We start from the raw sequence: 18123 nt of genomic DNA on the forward strand, positions 1-18123 counted from the left end.
AAGTCTGCAGCTCATCAATAAAAGCGTCGGTGGAGTATTCTAATTTTACATTGGCAATCGAGCCTACCTTGGTCCAGGTGATGTTTTGCGTGGAATTTATCGGCCAGGCCTCGCCGCCGTTGGGAGCGGTAATCGTTAAAGAACCTCTGATTTTAAAATTGGCGGCAGAGGTTTTAAAGGCATTAGCATTGGCAACATCCGAGACCTTTATCCTGGCGCTGGTAGTTATGTTATCGGGAACCGTCCAGGCATACGCGCCGGTATTGGGCGTAGTGGCAATAATAACGTTGGGATAAGTAGTGCCGCCGTCGGTAGAATATTCAAGCTTTACATTAGCCACGCTTCCGGCAGTAGTCCAAGTAATGTTCCTGGATTCACCTACTGTCCAGACTTCGCCGCCGGCAGGAGCGGTAATGGTAAATCCGCCCAAAATTGTAAAATTAGCACCCGAAGCAGAAAATACCGTGGCGTCGGAAGCATCGGAGATCTTTACTTTAACTTGTATGCCTATAGCATCGGGAATGGTCCAGGCATAACTTAAACCCGCCGCTGGGGTTGAGGCAATGATTATATTGGGATAGCTAGTTCCACCGTTGGTCGAATACTCCAGTTTCGCATTGACAACCGAACCAACTTTGCTCCAGGTAACAGTTTGGATTGTTCCTACTGTCCATTGCTCTGTGCCGTTGGGAGCGGTGAGAGTAAAACCGCCTGTAATCTTAAAGTTCGTAGCCGACCTATTTGTAACCGTAGCATCAGCAGTATTAGTAATTCTCACCTTGACCGTAGAGGATATGGCATCAGGTATTGTCCAGGCATATTTGTAAGTACCGGCAGGTGTTCCGGTGGCATCCGTAGAAGCAACAATTACTACTGTAGCTAACTCATCCACAAAGGCATTGGTAGAGTATTCCAATTTTACCGTCGAGATAGTTCCTGTCTTTGTCCAGGCGATATCATGGACACTTCCAACTACCCAAGCTTCCCCGCCGGCAGGCGAGGTTATAGCCAATGAACCTTTAATGTTAAAGTTAGCGGCGGAGGCGATAAAAACCGTGGCATCTGAGGCATCAGTTATCCTGACCCTTAATTGAATGCCTATAGCATCGGGAATGGTCCAGGCATAGGTTCCGGTGACTGCGGAAGTTGAAGCAATAATAACATTGGGATAAGTTACGCCTGCATCAGTTGAGTATTCTAATTTAACATTGGCAATTGAACCAGTTCTGGTCCAGCTTATGTTTTGCGATTGGCCCACAATCCAGGTCTCCGCGCCATTAGGTGAGGTAATGGCTAGTTTTCCTTTAATAGTAAATGCGCCGGTAGAAACAGAAGTGACCGTTGCATTCGCCGCATCAGAAATCCTTACCTTAAGATTAGTCCCGATGGCATCCGGAACTGTCCAGGCATAGGTTAAAGGCGAAGCCAAGGTAGAGGCAGTAATTACCGTAGTCTGCAGTTCATTTAAGAAACCATTAGTCGAGTATTCTAATTTTACGTTGGCAAAGGAACCGGTCCTGGTCCAGGTGATATTTCTGTTTTCGCCGACAATCCAAGTCTCGCCTCCCACAGGGCTGGTTAAGGTAACTGAACCTTTAATGCTAAAGTTGGCTGCTGAGGCGGCAAACACGCTGGCGTCTCCGGCATCGGTAACTTTAACCCGAAGCTGTGTACCTATGGCATCGGGTATGGTCCAGGAATAAGTTAAGGTAGCGGCAGGGGTTGAAGCAATGATGATATTTCCTACAGGATAGGTTATGCCTCCATCAGTAGAATACCTTAATTCTACGTTAGAGATAGAGCCGAACTTGGTCCAGGTAATGTTATTGGTTGCCCCGACCACCCAGACCTCCCCGCCGTTGGGGGCGCTAATCCAAAGGCTTCCTTTAATACTAAAATTACTGATAGATTTAGAAAGAACTGTAGAATCCGAAACATCGCTGATGCGCACCTTAACAGTTGCCGAGGGCTTATCCGGTATAAGCCAAGAATATGGCGTGCCGGTAGTGGCACTGACCGAAGCCGCAATTAAAAAAGTCTGCAGCTCATCAATAAAAGCGTCGGTGGAGTATTCTAATTTTACATTGGCAATCGAGCCTACCTTGGTCCAGGTGATGTTTTGCGTGGAATTTATCGGCCAGGCCTCGCCGCCGTTGGGAGCAACTACAGTTAAATCTCCCCTGATTTTAAAATAAGCGTTAGAAACATCATTTACTGCCGCATCACTTGCGTCGGAAGCCCTGACCAGACAAGTAGGCGATATAGTATCCGGGATTGTCCAGAGATAACTTAAAGCTGCTGCCGGCGTAGAAGCAATAATAACATAAGGATAAGTTGTGCCGCCGTCAGTGGAATACTCCAATTTTATATTGGTAACTGTCCCTCCCATTGACCAGGCGATACTCTGGGTAGAGTTTACCTTCCACACCTCTCCGCCGTTAGGAGAAACTACAGTAAGAGTAGGCCTGATGGTAAAATCAGCCGCAGAAGCGCTGGTAACGGTAGAATCTCCCGTATCCGTGATACGCACTCTTGCCTGCGCCGTATGGCCATCAGGAATAGTCCAGGAATAGCTTCCCGAGGCGGCTAAGGTTGAAGCAATAATAAGGTTCGGATAAGTAACTCCTCCGTCGGTAGAATACTCCAGCTTCACATTGGCAATTGCCCCGGTAGTTGACCAAGTAATACTTTGCACGGAATTCACATTCCAAGCCTGGCCGCCGTTAGGAGCGGTCAAGTTAACGCTACCCCTAATCCTGAAATTAAGGTCAGAGGCATCATTTACCGTAGAATCCGCAATACTGGTAATTTTAACCTTAGCCTGGGTAGTCGGGTTATTCGGGATTGGCCAGGAATATGTTAAAAGCGCGCTATCTACGGAGGCGGTAATTGTATTAGGATAAGTAGTTCCTCCGTCGGTGGAATATTCCAACTTGGCATTGCCCACTGTGCCGGTCTTGGTCCAGATAATATTAGTTGCCGAACCTCCAATAACCAGCACTTCTCCGCCGTTGGGGGCGGTTATCGTAAGCGAACCTTTGATGGTAAATACAGCAGTGGATTCGGCTGAAATAACAGGATAAAGTAAACTATAAATCTTTACTTTCAGGTTCGTCCCTATTTTGTCGGGAATTGCCCAAGTATAAGTCAGGTTATCCGCCGGAAGCAATGCAATGATAACATTTGCGGGGTCAGGATATGTTGCGCCGCCGTCGGTAGAGTATAAGATTTTCACGTTGCCTAAACTACCGGTCTTGGTCCAGGTAATATTGGCATTCTGGCCTACAATCAAAGCTTGTCCGCCGGAAGGATAGGTGAGAGTTATTGAACCGTTAACTGTAAAATTGGCAGTTGAATTTCCAAATACTGCTGCGTCACTGAAATTAGCTACTTTTATCCTGACCTGGCTGCCGATTATATCCGGGACTGTCCAGGAATAAGTATTGGCATTGGTTACCGCGGTCGCGATAGTGGCAGGATAAGTTACTCCTGCGTCGGTAGAATAGTAAAGATTTACCTGGGGAATAGTCCCATAGCTATTCCAGAGGATATTGTAAGCTGTGCCGACAACAAAAGTCTCTGCGCCGTTAGGATATGTAACTATGATTTTACCTTTAATGGTAAAGGTGGCAGCGGAAACAGTGGAAACAGTGGCGTCAGAAACATCCGTAATTTTAACTTTTAAGCTAGTGCCTATGGCATCGGGTATCGTCCAGGTGTAACTGCCTACAGCCGCGGGCGTAGAAGCGATAATAATATTAGGATAAGTGGTTCCTCCGTCGGTGGAATATCCCAGCTTCACATTGGCAATTGAGCCGGCCTTGGTCCAGGTGATATTTTTGGATGCGCCAACCTCCCAGGCCTCGCCTCCGTTAGGAATACTGAGGAATAACTTTCCCTTGATCGTAAAGTTGGCATTGGAATCGTCAAAAACATTGCCCGGGTCGCTTAAAAGCAAAACCCTCACCCTTAGCTGGGTGCCGATGGCATCCGGGACGGTCCAGGCGTATGGAGTTGCCGTGCTAAGGACTCCGGTAGCAATCACATTACCCACCGGATAAGTCAAGCCGCCATCAATGGAATACCTTAACTCCACATTGCCTAAAGTACCGGTCTTAGTCCAGGTAATATTTGTAGAATCACCTACATAGAAAGTTTCTCCGCCATTAGGGGCGGTCACAGTAAGAGAGCCTCTTATGGTAAATACCGCGGCAGATTCACCGGTTACCGTGCTGTCTGTAATACTAATAATTTTGACTTTTAGGTTAGTGCCGATGGCATCCGGCACTGTCCAAGCATAAGTTCCCAAACTAGCCGCTACTCCGCCTAAAGGAGTAATCTTATTACCGGCAGGATAGGTTGTGCCTCCATCCGTTGAATAATAAATATCGACATTGCCTATACTTCCATAAGGCGTCCAGGTAATATTCTGGGTTGCGCCAACAGTCCAAGCCTCCCCGCCGTTGGGCGAAGTTAGAATTATCCGTCCTTTTACCGTAAAGTTTGCCGCGGATGCAGCGTAAACCGTACTATCGTAAAAACTCTCTACCTTGACCCTAGTCTGAGTACCGATAGCATCCGGCACTGTCCAGCTCCAGGCATTCACATTGGTTGCCGCGCTCACTATAGTAGACGAGTATAGGGCACCGCCGTTAGTAGAATAATAAAGATTAACTTTGTCAACTGTTCCATATGTTGTCCAGGTAATATTCTGAGATATACCCACATACCAGGTTTCGCCGCCGGAAGGCGCGTTAAGGGCGAACCTTCCGATAATGGAAAAAGTCCCGGTGGAAACATTATTAATGGATGCGTCGATAAGAGAAGTTATTTTAATCTTTACCTGATTTCCGATAGCATCGGGAATAGTCCAGGGATAAGTTAATGCTGCGGAATCAACCAGGGCCGTAATTGCGTAAGGATAAGCATCCAGGCCGCCGTTTTTAGAATAATCCAATCTTACATTACCCAGGCTGGCGCCATTCCTGATCCAGGTAATTGGCTGGCTGGTGCCGACTCCCCACTTTTCCACTCCGGAAGGAGAAGTGATGGTCAAACTACCCTTAATAGAAAAATTGCTGGTGGAAGTGCTATAGACTGTACTATCGCTTACCAGACATACCTTAACTCTGAGCTGGGTGCCGATGGCATCCGGGATGGTCCAATTGTATGGAGTGCCGGTGACCGGATCAAGGCCGCTGACAATCGTATTTGCAATAGGATAAGTTGTGCCTCCGTCGGTAGAATAAATTAATTGCACGTTTCCTATGGTTCCTTGCTTGGTCCAGGTAATAGTTGTAGTAGCGCCTACAGAAAATGACTGGCCTCCGGTCGGAGCGGTTAAAGTCAAAGAACCCTTGATAGCGAAGTTTGCGGTGGAAACACCAAATACATTACTCGGGTCAGAGATTAATTCTACTCTTACCTTGGCAGTGCTGGAGATATTATCAGGTATGGGATTCCAGGTATAATTCAAGGCCGAAGCCGATATACCGCTAGCAATTGTATTAGGGAAAGTTACTCCTCCGTCGGTCGAATATTTAATATTGACATTTCCCAATGTCCCATATTTCTGCCAGGTAATAATCTGTGAAGAAGCTACCGGATATACTTCTCCGCCGTTAGGCGCGGTAACCGTGATTTTACCTTTGATCTTGAAATTATTAGTTGACTGATTATTTATACCCGGATTAAGCACGTCGCTTATCCTTACTTTACACGTATCGCTGATTGCGTCGGGTATTGTCCAGGCGTAACTCAAGCTGGCCGCAGAAGTAGATGCAATTATGGTGTTACCCGCAGGGTAGGTTGTCCCGCCATCAGTAGAATATTCTATCTTGACATTTGCTATAGAGCCGCCGATAGTCCAGGTAATGTTATGGCTTTCTCCTACCAGCCAGACTTCGGTTCCTGCATCCGGGCTGGTTACTTTAATGGAGTTAACAATGTTAAAATTCGCCGGAGAAGTATTGCTTACCTGCAGGTCTGCCGACTGGTCACTGACTATCTTAACTCTGGCTTGCGTACTTAGTCCGGCTACCGGCACTGTCCAGGCGTAACTTCCGGTAGTTGTTCCTGCCGGCTGGGCTGTGGCGATAGTATTTGCATAACCATCGCCGCCGCTATTAGTAGAATAATATAATGAGACCGTAGCGAATGTACCGGCCTTATTCCAGGTTATATTTTGCGAAGTCAAAGTAGGCCAGGTCTCCCCGCCTATAGGAGCGGTTAAGGTTAATTTACCTTTAATGTAGAAATTCGCCGGTGAAGAAGAAGAAACTGTGGAATCGCTGTCTAAGACAACCTGGATGCGCCGGTTGTTCCCTATCTGATCGGGTATAGGATTCCAGTTATAAGTGCCGCCTGTTCCGCTGCCCGCAGCCACCGTCGCAACAATAATAGGGTAAGTCACACCACCGTCGGTAGAAAGCTTTATCTTTAATGTGCCCGGGGCTATGCCGTTTAAGTTACCTGTATTATTCCAGGTTATATTATTCGTTGCATCACCAACAAACCACACCTCCCCTCCCACGGGAGACGTTAAAGTCAAAGTCCCCTTTATCTGAAAATTGGCGTTGGAGGTATCATAGTTTCGCGCTGCCAAATCTGTATCCGTAATCTTAACCTGCAGCTGCGTGCTAATAAGGTTGGATACACCGATCGTAGCTGGTATTGTCCAGGCATAAGTATCCAGAGAAACATCGCAGCCTGTAATGATATTTAACGGAAAGGTCGCCCCGCCATCGGTAGAAAGATCAATATTCGCCTTATGGTGGCCCAAGGGGCCTGTGCCGCCTGATTCCAGAGCCGATGCGTGCTTCCAGGTAATATTCTGGGTTGAGCCTACTGTCCAGACTTCGCCTCCGTTAGGCGTCTTTATGGTCAAGGGACAAAATTCCACCGATTGGAATACGGTTGTGCTGGCTTCTATATCCGCAATAGTCATATAGTTGCGGAAAACATCGGTTGTCGTGGAGTTGTATAGGTTCGTTGCCACGCAATAATCACCCATCTCGTCGTTTTTACTGTTCTTGCTATTGCCATTTCCCCTGGTTGATTTTATCATTACTGTCCTGGTAGTATCAATTGCTGTAGGCGTTGTCGATAGGTTTACGTTATCGACTTTTACGACATAACCTGTTGCAGCGCCGGCATACCCAAAATAAGTTGAGCTGTTAAGGGTAAAAGTAGTGTTATTAATTACCATTACCGTCCAATACCCGTCATACGGAAGATAGTTATTCGCGCCGTCGCTTACAGTATGCCCGCTTATGGTAACCCTATCGCCCGTAGCTAAGGTATTGGCGGCGCTCGTGACAATCTGGGCCAGCCCGCCGTTATTGCCTGAGGAAGAAATAGTCCAGGAGTTTACGGAGTTCAGTGGATAATTAAAAGAATTTGCCTGATAAAAGTTTGACGGGTTGGTCAAATTCACTACATAATAGCGCATACTTACATCGGTATTGGCGTTACCGCTGGATAAATAGCGGGTAAACTGAATATTTGTATAAGGGGATGACCCGGTAAATTCCGCCGCGGGTAAATAGTTCTTTTCAAAGCTTGAGTCAGTAGTTCCCGTGCGGAAAGTAAAATAGTTAAAAAGTAAAGGATTGGTCACTCCGGTAATAGCCTGATTAACTGTTTGCGGGGTTGCCGCGACTGCCGGCAAACTCGCTGTACCGGTCTGAACCGTGGCATCGGTCAAAAATTCAATAATCTGCCAGGTAATCTGAACCGTCTTTGTGCTGGTGGCGCTATAACGGTCTAATTGCAATTTCTGATCCGGAGCTTCTGTAATAAACGAAGGCAAAAGGAATAACTCCTGAGTAGTGGTAGTGTTTGTAAAAGGGGCTTGAGTCTGGATAATAGGAACGGCTTTAGTAAAATCCGTATCGCTGGCAAGAATGATCTTTTTCTGGATTATGCCCTGACCGATACTAGAAATACCCCGCTGCACCCTTACTCCGTCACTAAATTCAATGACCTGCCAGGCAACCGCTGCCGACGCATTAGTTACTGCTGCCCCGGCGCGGTTAATTTGAATCGTGCTGGAACTTTCAAATTGCGCGGTAAAGAAAAAATTCTGGTCATTGGTGCTGTTTCCCGGCGTATTTTGCAAAAGGATAATGGTTTTTGACATATCCACCGGCGTTATGTTTACAGACGCAGAGATATCCCAGGTATCGAAATTTACCACACCTGACTGCACCCTTTTTATCTGCGCCGCTTCGGCATGGGAGATAAAGCAAAGAAATGAAAATAAAAATCCGAACAAAACTAAAGTTTTTAAAACTCTGCGAGTTTTATTCATTCCCACTTTCTTTGGGTTCCGTAACAGGAACTTCGGGTTTTTTGGGTGCCGGTTTAAGAAAAGTAACCGTTATGCCTTTAAAGGTTTTCCCCGGACCTTCTTTAGTTTCGCTGGCAACTTCTTCATATATGACACTTACCGTATCTCCTATACCTATTTCTTCAAGCTTTTTTTTATGCACCAGCCTTATATTGCTGTCCAAGGGCACAAACATTTCTTGTTCCGCGCCCTTTGCCAGGTCACGGTTATAGACAATAGCAACTCCGTTCTTATTCACCGCGCTTACCTGTCCCTCGATTGTTTTAATGATGCTTGTCGTTTTAGGTTTTTCCTGCTTTCCTTCCTCTTGCGCAAACGAAACACAGGACCATAAAGCCATTAATCCGGCTGCCAAAGCTATAACGCATATTTTTTTGCTTTTCATCGTTTCCCCTGGTAACTTATGCTTATTTTTATATTTGCCGATTGTTTTAAATCCTTAAGCCAATTATTAAAACCCTCGTATTTTTTCTTCATCCTCACCTTTTCAAAATATGACTGTTTTAATTGCGGATATTTTGTTTCCTCTGCCGGCCTTTTCTCCAGCACCTTAAAAACACCGTAACCTTTATAAATAGGTGCAGGCGGATAAATCCTGCCAATCTCCATCTGCATCATTTTATAAACCGCGTCCTTAGGCAGTTTCCACATCTCCATTAAGAATTCCAATGCCACAAAGCCCGGGCGTTTAAAATCCTTGGGCCGCTTCTCTTTTTCCTTATCCCAGAACCGGGAATTTTTTTCTGCCTTTTGATAAAAATCCCGGGCATCCTTTAATTGATCGAACTGCACCAATTCTATAGCTAAGGTATTGTATTCATTTAAAAATTTCTGATATGCCTCTTCTGCGCTAACCTCCGGCTTGATACTCTTCATCACCTCTTTACGCAGTTTCTCAAGCTGAATAAGATACCTGATCTGATTTTCAAACAATTCCACAGGTTCATTGACCCTTTTCTTTACCCATTGGGCATAAGCCTCCCTGTCTTTCTTCCGGTCAAACTCCACCTTTTCGTCTTTAATGATCTTGGCAATCTCATTTTCAATTTCTTCCTGGCTTACGGTAATATTCCTGCGAAATGCCTCATAAGAAAGGAGTAAACCGTCCCAAACACAATCTTCTAATTCTTGAGCAGTTTGAGGTTGCGGCCCAAAACGGTTGCCAAAGACCATAATTACGCCCTTGACAAAGTAGTAATTACCTATGGGAACAGGAGCGCCAAAGAACTCACCCGCGAATTCTGTTTTCTTCTCTGCCGGCTCTGCCCCATAAACAAAATTAAAAACCAAACACACAGAGACCGCGAAACAGAAAGTTAATATTTTTTTCATAGTCATAGGAAAGATAGGTTTTTTATTGCTTTGTGGAAGATATATTTGTAAAAGAGAACCCCCGCGCCTGGCCTTTTGGCGATTGCAAACTTAATACCCCCCGCATTGCCCCACCCTCTAACTCACCTCTCCAAAATGCCATCTCGCCTTTTTCCGTAGTCTGCATCGTCTCCCAGATTATTGTACCGTTGGGCTGGACAGTAATCGTACAATTAGAGGTGGGATACCCCTTGCTGGAAAGGTTCTTTGAGCTAAGTTTACCCTCCGCAAAATTCAATACATCTGTCTCCTGTCCCGCTTTTTTTTGCCCCATTGCCGTAAGATATACAGTCCATTCCTTTGCCGCTAATGTTGTTTTTGCTTTTACCTCAGCTTCTTTGCGCACAGCCGGAGAAAGCGCAGGGGGGCTGGCCGGCTTTTTTTGAGCCGCGCAGAGCGTCTCATTTGCCATCACTAAAAGACTTAAGATCATCATGCTTATAACTATCCTTTTCATTCTTGCTCCTTTTTTGTAGTTTTTATTTTTGATATTTAATTTTTGATATCCCGATCTCACCTCCTTACTCTACAGGTTTCTTACCCTCGTATGTCTCCCAGGTAAGCAAATATTTCTTCACCCAATCAACATCTTTATCGTCGCTTTTGGCAAGCTGCAAGTAATGCCGAAAGTGCTCAACTGCCTTTTTGCGGTTTATCAGATATTCCGCATAAATATAACCTAAATTAAAATGCGCATAGGCATCTTCCGGAGTTATCTCCACGACCTTCTCAAATTCCGCAAGCGCCCTTTCATATTCCTTGTTCTTGGTATAAAAGACGCCTAAATTATAATGCATCTCTGCGGTCTCTCTAATCAACCTCTTATTCTGACGGGCTATCTCTGAGAACTTCTTGGGAAGATTATTTACTTCCTCTTCCAATCTCCTATTTTTATTTATTGCCTGAGCAATAGCCTTTTTCTGCTCTTTAACCTGCGAGGTTAACTCTTTTTTTATTTCTTCTAATTTTGTTCTTTGCGCCTTGAGCTGCTCGATTTCCTTATTTTTCAGGTTAATTTCCGCACTAATCTTTTCTTTTCCTAACTTGACCAGCTCTTTTTTCGATTTTTTTATGGTGGCGTCCTTCTTAGCCGCCTCATAGGCAAGTTTAAAATCATCCCTTTCCTTAGTTATCTGGGCCTGTAATTCCTGGTATTTTTTAAACTTCTCTTTAAGGCTCAAGTTATAATTTTGTATCTCTTGTTTTTCTTTCTGAAGTTGGCTTATCTCCAGGTTAGCTTTCTCCAGGGAAGCCGCGAGTTCATTGGCCCGGGTTTTTTCTCCCATAAGGCTCTTTGTTTGCGCCAAAACATTATCACGATCAACCTTTAATGTTTCATTTTCCTTAACAGAGGCCGTAAACTTGTTCTTTAACTCCCGATTTTCCCGGTCAAGTTTTTGATAATCCGGAGTCATGGCTTCTAATTTCTTAGATAAATCTTGCGACTTGCCGGCAAAATATATAAGGCTGGCGCTCTCACCAAAAATTAAGGCCCCTATTAAAATAATCGGTATCTTAAATTTATTCATTGTCCCCCTCTCCTTTAATTGTTGGCTTGTATTCCTTCTCTTCCTTAAGAACCGGGTATTCCCGATAAGCTTTTATTTCCTCTTCCGGCTCCGCTGGTTTAGGGTTAATTATTTTTTCCGGTATTTTCTCGGGCGGTTTAAAATCCGGCTTTTCAGTAAACGCGGGGTACTCTTTATAATCTTTCCCGGGTTTTATTTCAAACTCCCTTTCATCGCCAGTTGTCAGGGTGTCGCCACTGACAATATGTGGAGTCAACATTACCAATAATTCCGTCCTTTCGGTTTTTTTTGTGCCTGACCTAAAAAAGAAACCCAGCAGGGGAATCTTACCTAATATAGGCACCTGGTCATTGTTGGAAGTCTTTTCCTCTTTACGCAAACCTCCGATAACAATCGTCGAGCCATCCTTTACCATCACCGTTGTTTCTGCCATGGAAGAATCGATTATAGGAATCTTATTGCCCGAAGGGGTAGTCAGGGTAGAAACCACGCTGGAAACCTCCGGCTTTACTTTCATCGTCACATAACCGTCATCATTTATAGTTGGAGTCACCGAAAGCTGGATTCCCACATCCACGAAAGTTACCTCTTCGGAAACCGTGGAGGTAGTCTGGCCGGTAGTGGTAGTTGTCGTAACATAAGCCTGTTTTTCACCCACATGTATTCTGGCTTCCTGATTATTTATTACCGCTAATTTAGGGTTAGAAAGTATTTGCGTATTGCCTAATGTCTGCAGGTATTTGATCAAAACATCGAAATCCTGTTTTTTGTTTATCATACCAACATGCATCTGTCCGGGAGTAATTTTTTGACTAGTGGAAGTACTGGTGGGGTAAGCGCCGATTGTCTGCTGAGTATTTAGGAAAGCGTCCCTGGATTGCCAGGGAACCGCGGTAGTTGAAGCGGGTATTACGCTAAAAGGATAAGAACCCATGTAAGTAGCCCCGACTTTTGTGCCCAAACTAAACAACCCTTCCCAATCAATCCCGGTAGTTAACTGGTCGGATAATTTAACCTTTACGATTTTCGTATCAATTAAAACTTGTTTTGTCTTTCTATCCAAAGCCTTTACTAACATTTCAATATCCGGCATTCGTTCAGGCAACGCTTGGATAACAACCTGATTTGAACGCTCATCTACTTTTATCGAACCGACCTTCTTGGCATCCAACTGGGCCTTAAGCTGCTCTTCCACGTCTTTTACTTTACTATATTTTAAGGTAAATACCCGAACTAAATTTTTCTGCTCAAATACGGCTAAGGCATTCTCAATCTGCTTGATATTTTCCGGAGTGTCCATAATGAGGGCAGTACCGGATTCAGGTTCAACTAAAACCCTGCCTACCTCGCTCTTTAAAGTATCCAGGAGGCTAAACGCCTGTTCCGGTATCGCATATCGAAGCTTAAAGGTCTTAACCTGCCGGATATCCGCAAACTTCTTTCCGTAAAGCGCCTTATATTCTTCTTCGGTCATTACATTGTAAATTTCACCCTGCTTTGTATAAGCAAGGCCGTTAGAACGCAGGGTTATATCAAATACATCTTTAACCGGGACATTCTCCACCATAAGCGTAATCCTGCCGGTGACATTTTTAGTAGCAATAATATTTATCTCAGCTTTGGTTGCTATAAATTTTAGCGCTTCTGTTACATCAATATTACGCAGGTCCAAAGAAATCCTTCCCGTTATACCTCCGGATATAGGCAAAATTGCGGCTTGAGCCTGCCTTGAAGGAGTTTGCGCTAATTGAGAAGGGGCTTCTTCGGCAACTAAACCCCTATTCACAGAAGACATAACCAAGATAACCAGTAAAATTATATTTCTTATGGATTTCATCTTAATTCGATTTCTTCTTCCGCGTAACTTAAAATCACCTTATCCTTAAAAATTGCCTGAACTTTTACCCCGCCAACCAATCCTCCCCTTTTCACAAAAAATGTCCGTAATGCCTTTGTATCCTCAATCATCGCATCAGGGTCATCAGACCAGGAAATCCCCACTAATTTTAAATTCTGAGTTGCTTCAATAATCCTTGGAGAAGGGCCGCGAGAAGCAACCTCAGTATCGCCATTCTTATTTTGCCCCATCCTAAAAATATCCCTTTGCTTAATTTTCTCTAAAAAATAAGAAACGGTCTTTTTTGAAACAAAAGCATCACCGGGACCGCCCATCATCGGATCTAAATCCTCTTTTTTAACTTCTAATGCTAAATTGCGCGGATTTTTCAAGTTAACAAAAGAAGTATAGAGGTTATTTATAGAATAAAATATTAGGGTCAGAATACAAATCCCTAAAACCTTGCTTATTATTTTTGTATCAAGCCCATGCGCTTGCGGCCTCTGAAACTGCTTTCTAAACCAATCCTTAAAAAAAGAAACCCTGCCTATCCAGGCACTGAAAGAAAATAAACTTAAACTCTGATGTTTAATTGCCAACGAGTTAAAGGATGCCGGTTTTAACTTCGGATCCTCAATTAATCTTAATAACTGCTTCTCTGGAGTAAAAGGTCTTTCCTGTGCCATCCTGATTTTATTTCCTCATTGATCAGCTCACGTATAAATAACTCATCGATCACGAATTTATTCCTCATTACCAGATTTTTTAAAGCCCGATGGCATAACATCGTAATCCTGCGGGGATATCCTTGGCTGTATTCATAGATTTCTCTAATCCCTTCATCTAAAAAAAGCTGGATGTTGCTTCTGTATCCTGCCTGCCTTATGCGAAAATCAATCATCTCTTTGGTCTCATCAAAACCCAGCGGGTTTAAAGTATACTTAAAACTAATGCGGTCAAAAAAATTGGGGATATTCATTATTTTAGAATATAACTCGACCTGCCCCAAGAGAATCAATTGTAAAAGTTTAAATTCATTTGTCTCATAATTAAGGAGGACGCGCAATACCTCTAAAGAGGCTTCGCTTAATTTTTGAGCTTCATCAATAATTAAAGTAACGGTTTTACTTTCGATCACGCCCTTTTGAAAAAGATAGGCCTGCAGGGCCTCTCTTAAGTCCAGGATAGTTTTGCAGCTATTAACTCCCGTATTATTAATTTCGAAATTTTTTATTAATGAGCTTACAAATAAAAATTCATTGTCAAAGGAAGGATCTAATATAATATGGAAGACAACATCGTCTCTCTCTTTTAGTTCCTGGATGAGCTTTCGAGAAAGCGTAGTTTTACCGGTCCCCACATCCCCTAAAATAACCGAAAGGCCTCTTTTTAAACGCAGCTCGATAAGGATATTAGTTAAGGCATTCTCATGTTCTTTAGATAAATAAAAAAACTCAGGATCAGGGCTGGTAGAAAAAGGCTCTTTCTCAAATCCTAACACCTTAAAATAGCTCACGTTTTAACCTTCCCCCTAAAATTTTAAACAAACTCATAACTTATTGTATTTCAATGAGTTTTGACTCATCCTAAATTCCAATTAGTTGCTTTCGGATCAGGCTCAGAGAATACCCTTCTTCTGTCAACTTCTTTATCTTTTTTATACGTTCATCTACTATATTCTTGTCATAGAACCTCACATTCCCCTTCTTTAATGCTATCGGTAACAATCCAAAATCCGTATAGTGGTTAACAGTCTGATAAGTCAGGTTATACTCCCCCATAATATCTTTTACTGAAAGCATTTTGCCCTCTTTATTATTGTCTTTTACCATTTATTTATTTCCTTTTTTGATAAACTCTCTAAATATATTTGACTTATGGTAACTACAAGAACTCGGATAAATACCATAGTCAAAATATATACCATACTTAAAATATATACCATAAAATATAATCTTGTCAATAGAAATTTAATAAAAAAGGCCCGGCGTTTTTTGCCGGGCCTTTTACTTTTCTTGCCTAAAAAATCTTAACTGCTAAACAAACGGTAATCTTATAATAACAGTAGTGCCGTAATCCTGCCTCTCTATTTCCATAGAACCATTATAGTTATTAATAATTTTACGGCACATCAACAAATCGAAATGTGTCCGCTCTTTTTTCTTAGGCCCCACATCGCTTATCTTAACTTCAATGTAACGATTCTCAAAATTAGATGTTTTTATGCTAAGTTTACTGTCCTGCCCTGTCATTGCCTGACAGGCACTCAGGAATAAATCCAGAAAAACTTCCTGCAACTGATTAAAATCACTTTTAATAAGCGGGATATCTTTGGCTAAATCTTTTTCTATACTTATGGATGCGGAGCATTCTTTATAATAGGCAAGAAGGGTGGCGGCATTTTCGATAACCTCATTTATATTTAAATCCTCAAGCTTATGCGGCATGTTCATGGCGAATTTAAGGATGCGGTTGACTATCACACTAAGCCTGTCTGCGCAATTACTGATTAACTCCAAATTTTCCCGGGCATTCTTATCTATTGTCTTTTGCTCTAAAAGGAACTTGAGCCTTCCGGAAATAACAATTAAGAGATTATTCATCTCATCCGTCAGGCCAACCGCGAATTCACGTATAGATGCTATTTTTTCTGCCTGGGTTCCTCTAAGAGGCTTTTCTTCTTTCTGCATTCCGCTATATCCTTCCCTTGAGTTTTTTATGTTTTCTCAAAATAACTTCTAACAAAGAAAACTCTTTTTCAAAATCATCCTCTTTAGAAAATATACCCGAGACCCCCAAAGACATTAACTCATTGGCCCTGGGGGTACCAATGTGGGCACTTATAATTATCACCGGAATTTCTTTATCGAATTCCCTGATCTTCTTAAAGGCCTCAACACCGTCCATGCCAAACATATTCAAATCCAGGAAAACGACATCCGGCTTTTTTTCTTTTACAAGTTCCACCCCCGCTCTTCCATCAGATGCGGATATAACCGTATAGCCTTTGGATTCAAGCCAAAACGTCATTATGGTCCGGAAATCAACTTCATCTTCCACGACAAGAATGGTAATATTATTAGACATTGATCTTCCTCCGATTTAACTCCAATATTGTTTACTTTAATGGCAGCGTAAAAATAAACCTTGCGCCAACGCCCTTTTCACTCTCTACCCAAATCTTTCCACGATGCAACTCAACAATTTCTTTGACAATTGATAACCCTATGCCTGTCCCATTTATATCCGAAGCGACCCTTTCCCCCGCCTGATAAAATTTATTGAAAATATTAGGCAAATCTTCTTTAGAAATACCCACACCGTTATCCTGCACAGTAATCATTACTTCTTTGCCTTCTGCGCTTAATGACGCTTCGATAATTACATTACCGTTAGCAGGCGTAAACTTAATGGCATTGCCGATAAGGTTAGTTAGAACCTGAATGATCCTGTCTCCATCAATATTTATCTGTGGCAGCCCATTCTCAATTTTCTTTTCTATGGTAATAGACTTTGTTTTTGACCAATTAATAAGGGATCCCACGGATTCCTCAATAACAAACGCAATTGAAGTTGGCAAAGCACTGATTTTCATCTTTCCCGCTTCAAGCTTGGAAAGATCCAACAAGTCATTGATCATAATCGATAACCTTTTAATATTGCGCTGGGCGATAGACAAAAACTCCTCCTGGGCGGAGGAAATCTCTCCCGCATTTTTAGCCAGGATTAAAGCAATAGATTTATCTATGGCTACCAGAGGCGTACGCAGCTCATGAGTAATATTAGAGACAAAGTTTGCTTTTAATTGATCCAGCTCTTTCTGTTTGGTGATATCGCTTAAAACAGAGACCATGCCTATGGACTGCCCATTCTCATTTTCGATAACCGCGCTGCTTGCCCTTAACGTCCTTTTCGTATCGTCTTTTTGGCTGACCAGCTCTATTTCCTTATCATCTTTGTCCTGCGATTCATTAACCAGCGAAACCAGCTGTTCTTCTTTAAGATTCTCTAAAATAGATTTACCGACCTTCTCTCTCTTGGAAACGCCCAAAAGCTTTTCGGCGGCAGGATTCATCATCACCACCCTGCCCTGCGCGTCCACGATCACCAGCCCTTCGGCAATACTGCGGATCACTGCGTCGGTATTTTTCTTGTCAGAAAGCACCTTTTTATATTTCTTCCAGGTAACTTCCTCATTGTGTTTTTCTTCCTGAATAATCGCTTCATATTTTTTGTCTAATTGATGGGTATTCTGATCTATTCTCTTTTCTAATTCTTTGTCAAAAGTGTCAATTAGTTTTTGACTGACCTCTTGGCCCTTGGCCTTAGAATCTACCAAATCATTTATTTCTTCAAGTATAGCCTGCTTTAGTGGTTTATCTTCAAAAGCATTTTCATCTAAGCCTTCAATTGCTTTTCTTTTATTATCAGCGTCTATTTTTGTCTGCCCGGATAATTTTGTTAAATTAAATAATACCAGGGCAATCACGATGCTGACGACAGCTGTTACTGTATATATTATCGCTATAAAGGACATCTTGGCCTTTCTGCTAAAATAACTTAACTAAATATACCATAAAACTTAGAAATTTGCTAAACAAAAAACCCGCTAATCTTTCGGTTAGCGGGCAAAAAAAACTTAAATCAGCTCTTAATCCACCTGTCCGCGATGGACCTCTCCGATTCTTACGCGAACTACCCCCTTTTTAACATCAGCTATTTTGGAAAAAGCATTCTGGCTTAAATCGACCATTCTTCCCATTACAAAAAGAAAGAACGAGGGGCCAAAATCATTATGCCTGACTTCCACGCATCTATTATTTGCCAAATTACATACCAGGTAATATTTACCAAAACCTCTCTTCCGCATCGCGCAAGTAAGCTGGCCGCTTTGGTACATTTCTCCCGAAGCAGTGCGCTGGGGACTATACCAGGTAGCCAGCCCGATTGCCGGATAAACCTCTCTCAGATGTTTCTTGTCTTGGCACCCGCAGAATAAAATAAGGCAAATCAATATAACCCAATAAAGTTTCATA

13 protein-coding genes are annotated in these 18123 nt (G+C 42.9%); all 13 read right to left on the reverse strand.

Features of this window, described 5'->3' with window-relative positions; all coding sequences use genetic code 11:
- Positions 1-8311 (reverse strand): hypothetical protein (locus PHG87_02590; protein ID MDD5477084.1); only part of this gene is annotated, 8311 nt, incomplete at its 3' end.
- Positions 8304-8735 (reverse strand): hypothetical protein, encoded by a 432-nt coding sequence (locus tag PHG87_02595; GenBank protein ID MDD5477085.1) that lies wholly within the window; start codon positions 8733-8735, stop codon positions 8304-8306. The genes PHG87_02595 and PHG87_02590, both read right to left, overlap by 8 nt.
- Positions 8732-9688, reverse strand: coding sequence for a peptidylprolyl isomerase (locus tag PHG87_02600; GenBank protein MDD5477086.1), 957 nt, complete (start codon positions 9686-9688; stop codon positions 8732-8734). Before PHG87_02600 ends, PHG87_02595 begins: the two co-directional genes overlap by 4 nt.
- A gap of 16 nt (positions 9689-9704) precedes the next feature.
- A complete protein-coding gene (locus PHG87_02605) occupies positions 9705-10178 on the reverse strand; it encodes a hypothetical protein (GenBank protein MDD5477087.1) in 474 nt (157 codons plus the stop codon).
- A 64-nt stretch (positions 10179-10242) separates the two neighbouring features.
- The gene (locus tag PHG87_02610) at positions 10243-11250 is read right to left on the reverse strand and encodes a tetratricopeptide repeat protein (protein MDD5477088.1); all 1008 of its coding nucleotides are present in this window, start codon (positions 11248-11250) and stop codon (positions 10243-10245) included.
- Entirely contained in the window at positions 11243-13087 is a 1845-nt protein-coding gene (locus tag PHG87_02615; GenBank protein MDD5477089.1) for a secretin N-terminal domain-containing protein, read from the reverse strand. Before PHG87_02615 ends, PHG87_02610 begins: the two co-directional genes overlap by 8 nt.
- Positions 13084-13773: a hypothetical protein gene (locus PHG87_02620; protein ID MDD5477090.1), complete on the reverse strand. Its 690-nt coding sequence runs from the start codon at positions 13771-13773 to the stop codon at positions 13084-13086. The genes PHG87_02615 and PHG87_02620 overlap by 4 nt, the downstream gene beginning before the upstream one ends.
- On the reverse strand, positions 13731-14603 hold the full coding sequence (locus PHG87_02625; protein ID MDD5477091.1) for an AAA family ATPase: 873 nt from the start codon (positions 14601-14603) through the stop codon (positions 13731-13733). The genes PHG87_02620 and PHG87_02625 overlap by 43 nt, the downstream gene beginning before the upstream one ends.
- Positions 14604-14673: 70 nt before the next feature.
- Positions 14674-14919: a MerR family transcriptional regulator gene (locus PHG87_02630; protein MDD5477092.1), complete on the reverse strand. Its 246-nt coding sequence runs from the start codon at positions 14917-14919 to the stop codon at positions 14674-14676.
- A gap of 204 nt (positions 14920-15123) precedes the next feature.
- Entirely contained in the window at positions 15124-15777 is a 654-nt protein-coding gene (locus PHG87_02635; protein MDD5477093.1) for a histidine kinase dimerization/phospho-acceptor domain-containing protein, read from the reverse strand.
- Positions 15778-15781: 4 nt separating this feature from the next.
- A complete protein-coding gene (locus PHG87_02640) occupies positions 15782-16174 on the reverse strand; it encodes a response regulator (GenBank protein ID MDD5477094.1) in 393 nt (130 codons plus the stop codon).
- A gap of 31 nt (positions 16175-16205) precedes the next feature.
- Positions 16206-17624, reverse strand: a complete 1419-nt coding sequence (locus PHG87_02645) for an ATP-binding protein (GenBank protein ID MDD5477095.1) — start codon at positions 17622-17624, stop codon at positions 16206-16208.
- A gap of 114 nt (positions 17625-17738) precedes the next feature.
- Positions 17739-18122: a septal ring lytic transglycosylase RlpA family protein gene (locus PHG87_02650; protein MDD5477096.1), complete on the reverse strand. Its 384-nt coding sequence runs from the start codon at positions 18120-18122 to the stop codon at positions 17739-17741.
- Position 18123 lies beyond the last annotated feature (1 nt).

Source organism: Candidatus Omnitrophota bacterium (genome assembly GCA_028716245.1).
Lineage (GTDB): Bacteria > Omnitrophota > Gorgyraeia > Gygaellales > Profunditerraquicolaceae > UBA6249.